The following is a 13,882-nucleotide window of genomic DNA, read 5'->3' on the forward strand; positions in this document are numbered from 1 at the left end:
GACGACGACGGCCCACGCGAGTGCTCGCGTGGGCCGTCGTCGTCGTGCATCCTGCGTCGTGCATCCTGCGTCGTGCGTCGTGCGTCGTGCGTCGTGCGTCGTGCGTCGTGCGTCGTGCCCCGGCATCGGAGGGGCCGGAGGAGCCGACGGACGTGCCGAGTGGGCCGGTCGGTCAGCTGCGGAGGATCAGCGGGGGTCCTCGCCGTGCTTGATCTGGGCACGGGGGAGGCGGAAGCGGCGGATCTGGATCGCCCGCATGATGCCGTAACCGACCAAGCCGCTGCCCACGGAGCCGAAGCGCTCGGTGAGGTTCTTGCGCAGATGACGACGCAGCAGGAACGAATCGATCACGCACACCAGGATCCCGCCCCAGAGGACGACGATCATGCCGGTGCTCATCATGAGGTACATCTCCGGACGGATCAGCGGCATGATCAGTGCGACCAGCATGAAGATCAGCGCGATGGGGAAGAAGTACTCCGCCACGTTGCGGCGCGAGTCGACGAGGTCACGCACCAGGCGACGCTCGGGGCCGCGATGCTGCATGGGCATCTTCTTCTCGTCACCGGTCATCAGCGCCTGCTGAGCCTCGGCCCGCTCCTTCGAGGCGCGCTCGCGATCACGCCGACGCGCCTCCTTGCGATCGTCGACCACAAGAGGCCGACGACGGGCCGCTTCGGCCTCCTTGCGGGTACGGGTGGGCCGACCCTTGGAACCGGGGCGCACTGACTGCTCGGGTTCGGGGGTCTCGGGAGTCTCAGACTTGCGGAAGATCACCGGGGCAGTCTAGGCACTGCCGGCTGAGATTCACCGGTATGTCCGCCGTGACATGCTTCTCCGCGCCCAGACGGCAGCCGCCCCCGGCGGTACCGTGAGGGACATGAGCACCACGAACGGACCGTCGACTTCCGCCGCTGCCCCCGACGACGAGGCGAGGGAGATCCTTCGCACGCGGCTTCACGCCCTCCTGCCGGACGCCATCGATGATCTGAAGGATCTCGTGCGTATCCCCTCCATCGCCTTCGAGGGGCACGACCAGGAGCCCGTGCGTCGCAGCGCCGAGGCTGTCGCCGCCCTTCTGCGCGACGCCGGGATGGCCGAGGTGACCATCGAATCCGTCGGCGAGGGCGCTCCTGCCGTCATCGGTCGCACCCCGGCCGCCGCCGGCCGACCCACCGTGCTGCTCTATGCCCACCACGACGTGCAGCCCACCGGCGATCCTGCTGAGTGGACGAGTCCGCCCTTCGAACCGGTCCAGCGCGGGCGCCGGCTCTACGGCCGCGGCGCCGCGGACGACAAGGCCGGGGTGATGGCCCATGTGACCGCGCTGCGACTCGTCGGCCAGGAGCTGGCCGAGGAAGGCCTCGGCGTCACCGTCTTCGTCGAGGGGGAGGAGGAAGCCGGGTCGCCGACGTTCCGCCCCTTCATCGAGGCGCACCGCGATGCGCTGGAAGCGGACCTCATCATCGTCGCGGACTCCGCCAACTGGGCCGTCGGGACCCCGGCACTGACCACCAGCCTGCGCGGTCTCGTCGACGTCGTCGTCGAGGTGCGTGCCCTCGACCACGCGGTGCACTCCGGTCTCTTCGGTGGTCCGGTGCTGGATTCGCTCACCCAGCTCTCCCGCCTGCTGGCCACGCTCCACGACGAGAACGGAGAGGTCGCGGTCGATGGGCTCACGCACGCACCGGATCCGACCGTGGAGATGGACGAGGCGGACTTCCGCCGGGACGCCGGCGTGACGGACGGCCTCGAGCTGTCGGGGACGGGCTCGCTCACGGCGCGGCTGTGGACCCGGCCGGCCCTGTCGGTCATCGGCATCGACGCGCCGGCGGTCCGCGAGGCTTCCAACACCCTCGTGCCCGTCTCCCGGGCGAAGGTCTCCCTGCGGATCCCGCCGGGCGAAGACCCTGAAGCGGCCATGGACGCTCTGGTGGCTCACCTGGAGCAGCATGCGCCGAGGACAGCTCAGGTCACCGTGCACCCGGGGGAGAAGGGCAAGCCCTACAGCGCCCGACAGCACTCTGCGGCGATGGACCTCGCCCGCACCGCTCTCGGGGACGCGTGGGGGACTGCGGCCGTCGACACCGGCCTGGGCGGATCGATCCCCTTCATCGCCGACCTGCTCGAGGTCTTCCCCCGGGCAGACGTCCTGGTCACCGGCGTCGAGGACCCGGAGTCCCGAGCCCACGGCGTCGACGAGTCCCTTCATCTCGACGAGTTCGCCCGGGTGTGCCTCGCGGAGGCGCTGCTGCTGCGCGGCGCCGGGTCCTTGGCCGAGCGGGATGACGAGCGGGACGAGACGTTGGCATGAGCACCCCGCGTCGGCAGCCTGGGCACGAGAGCCCCCGGGTCTCCCCGGCGACGATCCCGCTGCTGTTCCTCGGACTGGTGATCGGATTCCTCGCTGCGTACTTCCTCCTGTGGTGGGGGCTGCTCGCTGTCCTCGCGGTGTGCGTGATCGCCTTCACCCGGGTGCTGGCCGGGAAGAGCCGCGACGCGGCGACCGCGGCGATCCTGGGCGTCGTGGCCGGCTACCTCATCGTGATCCTGCTGGCACTGTTCCGCGGGATCCTCTGACCGGAGGCGGACCGCACGGCGCGGCGCACGACGACGCCGCCCCTCGTCGTGCCCCGCGAGGCCTTCCCCGTTCCTCGGTGCGGGGGCGTACTCTGGCAGGAACACGAGCTTCGAGGAGGACCTCATGACCACGCCCACGACCGAGCGCCCCACCCAGGCGCATGCCGTCACCCTCACTTCCGGCGCGGCCGAGAAGGTCACGTCCCTGCTGCAGCAGGAGGGGCGCGACGACCTTCGTCTGCGGATCGCGGTGCAGCCAGGCGGCTGCTCCGGCCTGATCTACCAGCTCTACTTCGACGAGCGCACGATGGACAGCGATCTCGTCGCCGACTTCGACGGTGTCGAGGTCGTCGTCGACAAGATGAGCAGCCCGTACCTCACCGGCGCAGTCATCGACTTCGCCGACACGATCGAGAAGCAGGGCTTCACGATCGACAATCCCAACGCGGGGAGCTCCTGCGCCTGCGGGGACTCCTTCGGCTGATCCGTCTGCGACGGGCGCCGCATGGCACCGTGAAGGATGGTTCGGGCCCGGCCCGGTGACGATCTCGTCACCTGGTCGGGCCCGTTTTCTGTGCAGCGGCCGTGGGAGACGGATCACGGAGCGGTCTCGAGAGGATCTCGGTGCGTGCCGATGCAATACGCGCTCCGCAGAAGCCGTATGATGACAGCGTGCCGTCAACTGCTGGGCCTCGTGCCTGGCATGGCCCGTTCTCCGGGACGAGCGCGGCACTGTGGGCATGTCTTCGCCCATACAGGTACACACTCCGCAGTCCGGGGCCGTTCGCGCAGCACAGAGTGCGGGCAGGCACCGGGAGCCGGAGACGACGAGCGGAAGGTCATCCCCTGTGATCCCCCAGGTCCCCCAGCGCTCGCGGCGCGGACGCCGCGTGGCGACAGCAGGCCTAGCCCTGGCCACCCTCCTCCTGTCGGGTTGCACCGACGAGCAGCGTCGCGGCTTCCTGCCCGGATACTCCGACGGTCAGGTCACCGACCAGACCGGTCGGATCATGAACCTCTGGGTCGGCTCCTGGTCGGTGCTGGTCATCGTCGGCCTCATCGTCTGGGGCCTGACCATCTGGTGCGCCGTGGCCTACCGTCGCCGTAAGAACGACACCGGCTTCCCGGTGCAGCTGCGCTACCACGTGCCACTGGAGCTGATGTTCACGCTCGTGCCCGTGGTCATGGTGCTCACCCTCTTCTACTTCACGCAGCGCGACGCCCGCGAGGTCGAGATGCACGTGGACGAGCCGGATGTCACGGTCAACATCGTCGGCAAGCAGTGGAGCTGGGACTTCAACTACGTCGACGCCGACGTCCACGAGCCTGCCGGCGTGCAGTCCTTCGCCACCGGACAGGAGGGCGCGGCCGAGTCGCTGCCCGTGCTCTACCTGCCCGTGGGTCAGAAGGTCGAGTTCCGTCTCGACTCCCGCGATGTCGTGCACTCCTTCTGGGTCGTGGACTTCCTGTACAAGAAGGACATGATGCCGGGCCACACCAACAGCTTCCAGGTGACCCCGACTCGTGAGGGCACCTACGAGGGCAAGTGCGCCGAGCTGTGCGGCGAGTACCACTCGGACATGCTGTTCAACGTGAAGGTCGTCTCCCAGGAGGAGTTCGACGCCCACATGCAGGACCTCCGGGACCAGGGGCTCGAGGGCCAGCTCGGTGTGGACCTGAATCGCAACCAAGAGGAGTGGAGCATGCGCGAGAAGCATGACGATGCCGGGAACCGGTACACCACTCCTGCCACCGAGGGAGAGAGCAAGTGAGCGCCGAGACGACGGCCGCGCCGGTCACTTCGGCGCCGCAGCAGCGGTTCGAGAAGTCCGAGAGCACCAGCCTCGGCAGGCACTTCTTCAACCTGCTCACCACCACCGATCACAAGCTGATCGGCATGATGTACATGGGCATGGCCTTCGCGTTCTTCGCGTTCGGCGGCCTGCTCGCCCTCGGTATCCGTACCGAGCTGTGGGAGCCCGGCCTCCAGGTCGTGGTCTCCAAGGACCAGTACAACCAGCTGTTCACCATGCACGGCACGATCATGCTGCTGATGTTCGGCACCCCGCTGTTCAACGGCTTCGCCAACTACCTGGTGCCGCTGCAGATCGGCGCCGTGGACATGGCGTTCCCGCGTCTGAACATGTTCGCCTTCTGGATCACGCTGTTCGGTTCGCTGATCGTCGTGGCCGGCTTCCTCACCCCGCAGGGTGCCGCGTCCTTCGGCTGGTTCGCCTATGCGCCGCTGTCGGACACGACGTTCACCCCTGGCCTGGGTGGTGATCTCTGGGTCTTCGGATTGGCCTTGCAGGGCTTCGGCACGATCCTGGGCTCGGTCAACTTCATCACCACGATCCTGTGCATGCGGATGCCCGGCATGACCATGTTCCGCATGCCGATCTTCACCTGGAACATCCTCATCACCGCCGTGCTGGTGCTGATGGCGTTCCCGCCGCTCGCCTCGGCGCTGCTGGCACTCGGTGCGGATCGTCGATTCGACGCGCAGATCTTCAACCCGGAGAACGGCGGCGCCGTCCTCTGGCAGCACCTCTTCTGGTTCTTCGGCCACCCCGAGGTCTACGTGCTCGCGCTGCCCTTCTTCGGCATCGCCTCGGAGATCATCCCGGTCTTCTCCCGCAAGCCGATCTTCGGGTACAAGACCCTGGTCGGCGCCACGATCTCGATCGCGGCACTGTCCGTCACGGTGTGGGCGCACCACATGTACACCACCGGCGCGGTCATGCTGGACTTCTTCGCCTTCATGACAATGCTGATCGCGGTCCCGACCGGCGTGAAGTTCTTCAACTGGCTGGGCACCATGTGGCGAGGGTCGCTGACCTTCGAGACACCGATGCTGTTCACCCTCGGCTTCCTGACCACCTTCATCTTCGGTGGTCTGACCGGAGTCATCCTGTCCTCGCCGGTCCTGGACTTCCACATCTCCGACACCTACTTCGTCGTGGCGCACTTCCACTACGTGATGGCCGGTACCGTGGTCTTCGAGATGTTCGCCGGCTTCTACTTCTGGTGGCCGAAGATGTTCGGCTACAAGCTCCACGAGGGCATCGGCAAGCTGCACTTCTGGCTGCTCACCATCGGCTTCCACATGACCTTCCTGGTCCAGCACTGGCTGGGCGTCGAGGGTGCACCGCGTCGTTACGTGAACTACCTCGTGGAAGACGATTTCGGCTGGCTGAACCAGGTGTCGACGATCGGTGCGGTCATCATGGGCGCGTCCACGCTGCCCTTCCTCCTCAACGTGGTGCTCACGCACACGAAGGGGAAGAAGGTCGAGGTCGACGATCCCTGGGGCTACGGTGCGTCGCTCGAGTGGGCGACCTCCTGCCCGCCGCCGCGCCATAACTTCCATTCCCTGCCCCGCGTTCGGTCCGAGCGTCCCGCCTTCGATCTCCATTACCCGGAGGTGGCGCTCCAGGACCACATGCTCGAGCAGGAACCCGCTGTGAACCCGAGGACGAACTGACATGAGAGCATCTGCAAAGATCTTCTGGATCCTGGGAGTCTTCTTCCTGATCGTCGCCGTGGCCTACGGCTTCCTGACGGGGACCTTCCAGCCCATGGGCGTGGAGCCCGTCGGATTCCCGGCGATGCTCGCTTTGGCTGGCCTCGCCTTCATGATCGCCATGGTGCTGAGCCTGACGGCTCGCAAGAACGATGTGGGCCCGTCGGATGATCTGAATGCCGAGGTCTCCGAGCACGGAGGCGTGCAGGGCAGCTTCTCCCCGTACAGCTGGGCTCCGCTGTGGACCGCGATCGGGGCGGCCCTGTGCTTCCTCGGTGTCGCCGCCGGCTGGTGGATTCTTGCCTTCGGCGTCATCTTCGCCGTCTACGGACTGCTGAGCTGGGTCCTGGAGTTCTCGGTCGGCCAGCACCAGCACTGAGAGCCTGCCGCTGAACCTGGCGTCCGTCGGGACGCGAATGACGTCGGCCCCGCATCGATCTTCTCGATGCGGGGCCGACGTTTTTGCTGGGTGCGCCGGTGCTGTCTGTGAGCAGTGACGCGAGCTCTGGGTTCCGGTGACCGGCGGCAGTGCTCCGCGGCCGGTGTCTGGTCGGTCCAGCGGGCACGGACCAGGTGCCGTGACTCCTCCGCCACGCACGGCGGAGAGCACTGGGGGTGGGGGCGGGTCTGATCACCAGCAAGCAAGGGCCTTCAGCCGGGTCTGCGCCGAGGCGCCTGGGAGCCGCGGACCGGCTGCGTGGGCCTCGCGACATGGTGGCCAGCTGCCGTGCGGGTCGCTCTGACGCCGTTGACGACCTCCTCGTTCACCACGACCAGGTCTTCACCCTCTCCGGCGACTCCTCCCGCATTCGAGCCCGCCGCGAGCTCCTGGAGGTCACCATGACCAGCACCACGACGACGAAGCAGACGAACTCGACCCCCGGGCAGAGGGATCGCTAGTCAGCCGTCGACAGAGGGGCCTTCTTCCCGCCGTTGGCAGCGTCCGGATACCAAACCGTTGTGACTACGCACCTTCGCACCTTCGCACCTCCGTACGCCGGGCCTCCCAGGTAACAGATGATAAATGGCGTACCACTGTCTACGCATTGTAAGCAGCGTCATGGTGGTCGGAAGCTTCGAAGGAGCTGAGACGTGGAGGCTTCGAGGCGTTCCTGGCACACGTTGTCTACGCCTGGTCGCTCCACTGAAGTCCGGACCGGGCGCTCATGAGCGACGGTGCTAGCGTGAGCGAGTACACGGGGGCCGGTGAATGTGGATTCCCAACCGGCAGCATCAGCGGCATGCAGGAGGCTTTGACGATGATCAGCGACGACGTGAATCCATCAGCACGCGCTGAACGCCAGCTCGCCGCGGTGTATGCACAGGACGGCGGCATCGACGGCGCCGTCGCATGGGCTCGTCGCACGCTGGAGGCCGCACGCCGGGATCCGTCGAAGCGGCCGCTGCAGTCCGCTCGAGCACTTCGCCGCGCAGACCGCAGGTTGAGCTTGGTCTCCGCGCGCTATCTGGTGAACGCCGTTTCCGGTCGGTCCGATCAGGGGAGAGGGCTCCGCGCGCGGAATCCGCTGCTGCGGTGAGACGGTCTCTGCGCTGAGACCATCCCCGTGCCGGGACGATCTCTGCCGCGATGTCCTGCTCTCGAATTCTGCCGCGATGTCCAGCTCTCGAGCAGAAGGCCGATAGGGCTGTGGAGGGGAGTGGCTGGGCGATCGAGCTCGGTGCGATCGAGCTGGGTAGATCGCAGGACGTCGGCAGACCTCGACGTGCTGCGGGGAGCGAGGGTGCCCGCGGGCCGTGGGCCGTGGGCTGGTGGCCGAGACTCGAGTGTGCCAGCTCGCTCACGAGGGATCCCGCGTCTGTCAGTTCGCTCACGAGGGTTCTCGGGTTTGCCAGCTCGTTCACGAGGGCGCCCGGGCCTGCGCGTCAATATCCCACCGGGATGCGGGGGATGACGTCCGTGTTGTCCGCCGGACGGAAAAGAAGGATGGGCCCCGGGAAACGAATCCCGGGGCCCATCCTTCAACATTGTCCGCGTCAGCGCGGCAGAGAATCAACCGGAGTGGTGTGCCATCTCCGCCGGGGTGCGGTAATCGCCACCGGTTGCCGAGTCGATCTCGTGCTTCTCGTGAGCGAAGTGCTCGAAGGCTTCACGCAGCTCGGCCGGGGAGACGGGCTCGATGCGGTCCTTGAAGAAGAAGCTCGTGGCCTTGGCGCGGAGCGAGGAGACGCCCTTGCCGGCCTGCAGCGGGCGGTAGTCGTCGTGCTGGACGAGCACCCACCGATCGAACTCGTTGAGCGGCTCATGGATCTCCAGCATCTTGCCGGACTCCGTCCGGACCACTCGCGAGGTCTCGGAGCCGTGGAGGGCCTTCTGACGCGCCTGACGCTGGAGCGACAGACAGATTCGTTTCGTGATGAAGAAGACCAGAACCGGGACGACGAAGATGCCGATGCGGAACGCCCACGTCAGATCGTTTATCGACAGATGCAACCCGATGGCGATGATGTCATTCGTCGCTGCGAGGGCAAGGATCAGATAGATGCTGATCCACGAGACGCCGAGACCCGTACGGACCGGGGCGTTGTACGGCAGATCCAGAAGGTGGTGCTCGCGGTCGTCACCTGTCACCCAGGACTCGATGAACGGGTACAGGGCCAGGGAACCCAGCAGGGCACCATAGATACCCATCGGGATCAGCATGTTCAGCGAGATCACGTACCCGAAGATCGTGAACTCCCAGCCCGGGATGAGCCGCAGCCCGCCATCGGTCCAGAGCATGTACCAGTCCGGCTGCGAACCCGCGGAGACGGGGGACGGGTCGTAGGGGCCGTAGACCCAGACGCCGTTGATCGACGTGGTCGCCGAGATCAGGGTGATGATGCCGAAGACCAGGAAGAAGAACCCGCCGGCCTTGGCCGCGTACACCGGGAACACCGGGAAGCCGACCACGTTGCGCTCGGTGCGACCAGGCCCGGGGTACTGCGTGTGCTTGTGCAGCACGAGCAGGACCAGGTGGATCGCGATGAGTCCGAGGATCATGGCGGGAACCAGCAGGATGTGGACGGTGAACAGGCGCGGGATGATGTCGGTCCCGGGGAACTCGCCACCGAACAGGAGCATCGACAGGTAGGTGCCGATGATCGGGATGGCCTTCATCAGACCATCGATCACGCGCAGGCCGTTGCCGGAGAGCACATCATCGGGCAGCGAGTAGCCGGAGAACCCGGCGACCATGCCCAGGACCATCAGGGTGAAGCCGACGATCCAGTTGAGCTCGCGGGGCTTCCGGAACGCACCGGTGAAGAACACGCGGAACATGTGCACGAAGATCGCGACCATGAACACCAGTGCTGACCAGTGGTGCATCTGGCGGAAGAGCAGGCCGCCCTTGACCTCGAAGGAGAGCTGGAGGGTCGACTCGAAGGCACGCGAGACGGTCTCGCCCTGCAGCGCCCTGTACGGGCCGTTGTAGATGACCTCCTCCATGGAGGGGTCGAAGAACATCGTCAGGAAGGTTCCCGAGATCAGCAGGATGACGAAGCTGTACAGCGCCACCTCACCGAACATGAACGACCAGTGGTCGGGGAAGATCTTGCGGGCGATGAACTTGACGAAGCCGCCGCCGGAGAGGCGCTGGTCGAGCCAGTCGCCGCCCACTGCACCGAGCTTGTATGCGCGCGAGCTGCTCGCATCGTCGGAAGTCTGCTTCCGGGTATCGGGAGTCGTGGTCGTCACGGGATCACTTGTCCTTGTGGGTGTCCCAGAAGCTGGGACCGATCGGTTCGGGGAAGTCACCGGTGGCCACCAGGTAGCCCTCGTCGTCGACCTCGATCGGGAGCTGGGGGAGCGGCCGGTGCGCCGGGCCGAAGATCACCTTGGCGCCATCAGTGACGTCGAAGGTGGACTGGTGGCACGGGCAGAGCATGTGGTGGGTCTGCTGCTCGTAGAGGGCCACCGGGCACCCGACATGCGTGCAGATCTTGGAGAATGCGAGGATGCCGTCGACACCGTTCGCCATGCTCTCCGGGTTCTTGCTCAGCTTCGGGTCGATGCGCACGATCACCGTGGCGGCCTTGGCGCGCTCCTCGAGGAAGTGCGGGGTCTCCTCGGTCAAGCCCTCGGGCATGACGTGGAAGATCGAGTTCATGGCGACGTCCGACAGCTTGATGGGAGTGCCGTCGTGGTCGCGCGCGAGCCGCTGACCGGGGTTGTGGCCCCAGAAGGTGTGGTGGAGCTTGTTGCCCGGCAGCGGGCCGAGCGTCGACAGCGGTGCGAGCACGGCGATCGGCAGCGCGGCGAACGCGGCGACCATCGCGGTGACGATCACGGGCCGACGCGCGATCCCGGATTCCTCCAGGCCGTCGGTGATGATCCCGACGGCGATGTCCCGCGTCTCGTCGGAGCTGCGGATGTCGTGGCGCTCCTCGACCATCTCCTCATCGGGCATGAGCGTCTTGGCCCAGTGGACCGCTGCCGCACCGATGAAGAAGACGGCGATCGCCAGCCCGAGGCCAGTGATGAGGTTGGACCACCACAGGGCGTCGGGCGATCCCTTCTCGGCGAAGATGTTCGTGCCGGTCGGCGTGACCAGGAAGTAGGCGGCGATGAAGATCGCCGTTCCGATCACCGAGAGGAGGAACATGGCGGCGACGAGCCGCTCCGCGCGCTTCTCCGCGGCCTTGGAGACATCGGCCTGGCGATGGACGTGCGGGGGGAGGCCCGGGTTCGGGAAGCCTCCACCCTCCTTGGGGGCGATCGCACTGACTCCGCGCGCGGGAGTGGTGCCGTCGAGATTGGTGTTCATGCTCGCATTCACTTGGCCTTCGCCCCCAGCCACACGGCACAGCCGAGAAGCAGGGTCAGGATGATCGTCCAGGCATACAGTCCCTCGGTCACGGGACCGACGGAGCCCAGGGAGATGCCGCCGGGGGAGCCGTTCTCCTCCAGGGCCTCGAGGTACGCGATGACATCACGCTTGTCCTCGGGGGACAGGTTGTTCTCGTTGAAGACCGGCATGTTCTGCGGCCCGGTGTCCATGGCCTCGTAGACGTGCTGGGGGTCGACCCCGATCACAGGCGGCGCGAACTTGCCGCGGGTCAGGGCGCCGCCGGCGCCGGCAGCGTTGTGGCACATGGCGCAGTTGATGCGGAAGATCTCCCCGCCCTTGGTGGCGTCACCCTTGGAGGTGTCGAGGTACTCCTCATCGGGCACAGCGGGGCCGGGGCCGAGCGAGGCGACGTAGGCCGAGAGCTGACGAGTCTGCTCCTCGTTCATCTGCGGCGGCTTGCGCCAAGCCTGTGCGCCGGAGTTCTCCATCGGCATACGGCCGGTGCCGACCTGGAAGTCGACGGCGGCAGCGCCCACACCGATCAGCGAGGGTCCGATCGCGGAGCCGTCGGCGTCCTGCAGACCCTCCGCGTTCCGTCCGTGGCAGGTGGCGCAGTTGGCGAGGAACAGTGCCTCGCCGGCGTCGACGTCGTCCTGGGTGTAGGCCTCGGCCTGAGCTGTCTGCGGCTGGAATGCGACGTACAGCCCGCCGGTCGCCACCAGGGCGAGCAGAAGAATCACGAGTAGCGCCATCGGGTGATGGCGACGTGCGGCGAGTGCCTTCACGGTTCGGACCTCGATTCGTGGAGCGAGCGAGCGGGGGAGGGGATAGAGCTGGTGATCGCACCAGGCGGCGGAGCCTGTGCGGGCGTGGCGATCAGAAGATGGTCCAGTCGAAGTTCACCGGGATGAAGTGCCCGGCGTTGAACGCGTTCGACAGCGGGTCGAGCATGTACACGATGAAGAACAGGACGATCCACACGATGTCGACGAAGTGCCAGTAGTACGAGATGCAGATCGCGGAGACCTGTTCGTGCTGGGTGAACTCGTCAGCGACCATGGAACGCATCAGCACCATCAGGAAGGCGATGAGACCGCCGACGACGTGGATGCCGTGGAAGCCCGTGGCGAGGAAGAAGATCGAGCCGAACGGCGAGGACGACAGCGTGACGCCGTTGTGGATCAGCTCGGTGTACTCGTAGGCCTGGCCGGAGACGAAGACCGCGCCCATGAGGAAGGTGAGCGTGTACCACTCGATCATTCCCCAGCCGGCGATGTTGAAGATCGACCCGGTGCGGCGCTTGCGCGGCGCGAAGGGCTTGCCGCCGGGGAATTGGCCCTCGGCGAGGAACACACCGATCTGGCACGTCACGGAGCTCAGCACCAGGATCGTCGTGTTCACCATGGCGAAGCCGTGGGCGAAGTGGGCCTCGCCGGCGGCGAAGGTGTCCGGAGCCATGGAACGAAGCGTGAAGAACATGGCGAACAGACCGCCGAAGAACATCAGCTCGCTCGAGAGCCAGACGATCGTGCCGATCTGCGTCGGATTGGGTCGGCCTACCGCTGGTACAGCGGAGGCGGAGCGCTCAGGCAGGGTCGCAGTAGTCACGTCACCATTATGTCGTGTCGTCAGGTTCGGTGTGCCGGTTCACGACGCCCGGGCACACCGCAGGGCTCAGCCCCGGGAGGACCAGGCCAGCATATCCCTCCTGACGCCGTGTCACGAACCGGGACACGCATCGGATCGCCGCAGGTGACCGTGCTCTACGGGGGCTGTGATGCATCTGTGATCCGATCCGTGACCGGAACGACCTCAGGGAGCTCCGAGGTGCGATCATCGATGCATGAGCGAGAACACTCCGACCTGGCCCAGGATCACGTCGCGCCTCGTGCGCGGGCAGGAGCTGTCACGGTCCGAGGCCACATGGGCGATGGATGAGGTCATGTCCGGCAATGCGACGGCGGTGCAGCTCGCCGGGTTCCTGGTCTCCCTGCAGTCCAAGGGGGTCAGCAGTGACGAGCTCGCCGCACTTGCGGACTCGATGGTGGCCCACGCCCGGCCGGTGAATGCTCCGCAGCGGTCCATCGATATCGTCGGCACCGGCGGCGACCTGGCGCAGACGGTGAACATCTCCACGATGGCCTCGATGGTCATCGCGTCGACGGGACGCCCGGTCGTCAAGCACGGCAATCGGGCGTCGAGCTCCAAGTCGGGCAGCGCGGACGTGCTCGAAGCGCTCGGCGTCCGTCTGGACCTTCCGGTGCCCGTCGTCGAGGAGCTGGTCGGCAAGATCGGTATGACCTTCCTCTTCGCGCAGGTGTTCCATCCCTCGATGCGCTTCGCGGCCGAAGCGCGACGTGGACTGGGCATCCCGACCGTGATGAACATCCTGGGTCCGATCACCAATCCGGCGCGGCCGCGCGCGAGTGCGGTCGGCGTCGCAGATGAGCTCGTCGCCCCGACGGTCGCGGGCGTCTTCGCGTCACGGGGCACGAGCGCGCTGGTGTTCAGGGGGCAGGACGGCCTGGATGAGCTGACGGTGACCGCGCCCTCCGACGTGTGGGAGGTGCGCGGAGGCGAGGTGCGTCGGCACGTGCTGGATCCTCGGGCTCTTCTCTGCATCGAGAGATCGGCGCACGATGCCCTGCGCGGGGGGACTGTCGAGGAGAACGCCCAGGTCGTGCGGGACCTCTTCGACGGCGTCGACGACGGGCGCATGGGCCCGATCCGGGACGCCGTCCTCCTGAACGCTGCAGCCGGGGTGACGGCCTTCGACGGGATCGGTCAGAGCGCGGAGGACGGTTTCGAGGACAGGTTCGCCGCTGCGTTCGCCCAGGCACGGGATGCGCTGGACTCCGGGCGGCCCGCCGACCTGATCAGGCGCTGGGCCGTTGCCTCGCAGGAGGCGTTCGGCGCTGACAGCTGAGTACGTCCCGGGATCAGCCGGTGCCGCCTGGAAGTGCCCGGCACCGCCGGGGCCGTCCGGGCC

At 66.7% G+C, this 13,882-nt stretch carries 13 protein-coding genes; 8 read left to right on the forward strand and 5 right to left on the reverse strand.

Annotated features, from left to right (window positions below; genetic code table 11):
• Window positions 1-186 precede the first annotated feature (186 nt).
• Window positions 187-777, reverse strand: a complete 591-nt coding sequence (locus ACT3T5_RS09210; RefSeq protein ID WP_444579053.1) for a DUF3043 domain-containing protein — start codon at window positions 775-777, stop codon at window positions 187-189.
• A gap of 103 nt (window positions 778-880) precedes the next feature.
• Here ACT3T5_RS09210 and ACT3T5_RS09215 point away from each other — a divergent pair, with 103 nt between their 5' ends.
• The 7 genes from ACT3T5_RS09215 (at window position 881) to ACT3T5_RS09245 (ending at window position 7,641) form a co-directional block, all read left to right on the forward strand.
• Window positions 881-2,314, forward strand: a complete 1,434-nt coding sequence (locus tag ACT3T5_RS09215; RefSeq protein WP_444579051.1) for a dipeptidase — start codon at window positions 881-883, stop codon at window positions 2,312-2,314.
• Complete coding sequence (locus ACT3T5_RS09220) at window positions 2,311-2,580, forward strand: hypothetical protein (protein WP_444579049.1); 270 nt, start codon at window positions 2,311-2,313, stop codon at window positions 2,578-2,580. The genes ACT3T5_RS09215 and ACT3T5_RS09220 overlap by 4 nt, the downstream gene beginning before the upstream one ends.
• Before the next feature lie 124 nt (window positions 2,581-2,704).
• Window positions 2,705-3,064, forward strand: a complete 360-nt coding sequence (locus ACT3T5_RS09225) for a HesB/IscA family protein (protein WP_444579048.1) — start codon at window positions 2,705-2,707, stop codon at window positions 3,062-3,064.
• Between the two features lie 364 nt (window positions 3,065-3,428).
• Window positions 3,429-4,352 (forward strand): aa3-type cytochrome oxidase subunit II, encoded by a 924-nt coding sequence (gene ctaC / locus ACT3T5_RS09230; protein WP_444579047.1) that lies wholly within the window; start codon window positions 3,429-3,431, stop codon window positions 4,350-4,352.
• On the forward strand, window positions 4,349-6,064 hold the full coding sequence (gene ctaD, locus ACT3T5_RS09235; RefSeq protein WP_444579045.1) for an aa3-type cytochrome oxidase subunit I: 1,716 nt from the start codon (window positions 4,349-4,351) through the stop codon (window positions 6,062-6,064). The genes ctaC and ctaD overlap by 4 nt, the downstream gene beginning before the upstream one ends.
• A 1-nt stretch (window position 6,065) precedes the next feature.
• A complete protein-coding gene (locus ACT3T5_RS09240) occupies window positions 6,066-6,482 on the forward strand; it encodes a cytochrome c oxidase subunit 4 (RefSeq protein ID WP_444579043.1) in 417 nt (138 codons plus the stop codon).
• Window positions 6,483-7,287: 805 nt separating this feature from the next.
• The gene (locus tag ACT3T5_RS09245; protein ID WP_444579042.1) at window positions 7,288-7,641 is read left to right on the forward strand and encodes a hypothetical protein; all 354 of its coding nucleotides are present in this window, start codon (window positions 7,288-7,290) and stop codon (window positions 7,639-7,641) included.
• Between the two features lie 473 nt (window positions 7,642-8,114).
• Here the strand turns inward: ACT3T5_RS09245 and qcrB are convergent, their stop codons facing one another.
• The 4 genes from qcrB to ctaE form a co-directional block, all read right to left on the reverse strand.
• Entirely contained in the window at window positions 8,115-9,800 is a 1,686-nt protein-coding gene (gene qcrB / locus ACT3T5_RS09250) for a cytochrome bc1 complex cytochrome b subunit (RefSeq protein ID WP_444579041.1), read from the reverse strand.
• A 4-nt stretch (window positions 9,801-9,804) separates the two neighbouring features.
• Window positions 9,805-10,869: a cytochrome bc1 complex Rieske iron-sulfur subunit gene (qcrA, locus tag ACT3T5_RS09255; protein WP_444579039.1), complete on the reverse strand. Its 1,065-nt coding sequence runs from the start codon at window positions 10,867-10,869 to the stop codon at window positions 9,805-9,807.
• A gap of 8 nt (window positions 10,870-10,877) precedes the next feature.
• Window positions 10,878-11,678 carry a cytochrome bc1 complex diheme cytochrome c subunit gene (qcrC, locus tag ACT3T5_RS09260; protein WP_444579037.1) on the reverse strand — a complete coding sequence of 267 codons (801 nt, stop codon included), beginning with the start codon at window positions 11,676-11,678 and terminating at the stop codon, window positions 10,878-10,880.
• 91 nt (window positions 11,679-11,769) lie between these two features.
• Entirely contained in the window at window positions 11,770-12,501 is a 732-nt protein-coding gene (ctaE, locus tag ACT3T5_RS09265) for an aa3-type cytochrome oxidase subunit III (protein WP_444579035.1), read from the reverse strand.
• Window positions 12,502-12,736: 235 nt separating this feature from the next.
• Here ctaE and trpD point away from each other — a divergent pair, with 235 nt between their 5' ends.
• On the forward strand, window positions 12,737-13,819 hold the full coding sequence (gene trpD / locus ACT3T5_RS09270; RefSeq protein WP_444579034.1) for an anthranilate phosphoribosyltransferase: 1,083 nt from the start codon (window positions 12,737-12,739) through the stop codon (window positions 13,817-13,819).
• Window positions 13,820-13,882 lie beyond the last annotated feature (63 nt).

This window comes from Brachybacterium sp. AOP3-A1-3 (assembly GCF_052378285.1).
Classification (GTDB): Bacteria; Actinomycetota; Actinomycetes; order Actinomycetales; family Dermabacteraceae; genus Brachybacterium.

What these genes read in the sequence shown, in the direction of transcription:
- ACT3T5_RS09215 (WP_444579051.1), top strand. Translation starts at nt 881, where the DNA reads ATGAGCACCACGAACGGACCGTCGACTTCCGCCGCTGCCCCCGACGAC.
- ACT3T5_RS09220 (WP_444579049.1), top strand. Translation starts at nt 2,311, where the DNA reads ATGAGCACCCCGCGTCGGCAGCCTGGGCACGAGAGCCCCCGGGTCTCC.
- ACT3T5_RS09225 (WP_444579048.1), top strand. Translation starts at nt 2,705, where the DNA reads ATGACCACGCCCACGACCGAGCGCCCCACCCAGGCGCATGCCGTCACC.
- ACT3T5_RS09240 (WP_444579043.1), top strand. Translation starts at nt 6,066, where the DNA reads ATGAGAGCATCTGCAAAGATCTTCTGGATCCTGGGAGTCTTCTTCCTG.
- qcrA (WP_444579039.1), bottom strand. Translation starts at nt 10,869, where the DNA reads ATGAACACCAATCTCGACGGCACCACTCCCGCGCGCGGAGTCAGTGCG.
- trpD (WP_444579034.1), top strand. Translation starts at nt 12,737, where the DNA reads ATGAGCGAGAACACTCCGACCTGGCCCAGGATCACGTCGCGCCTCGTG.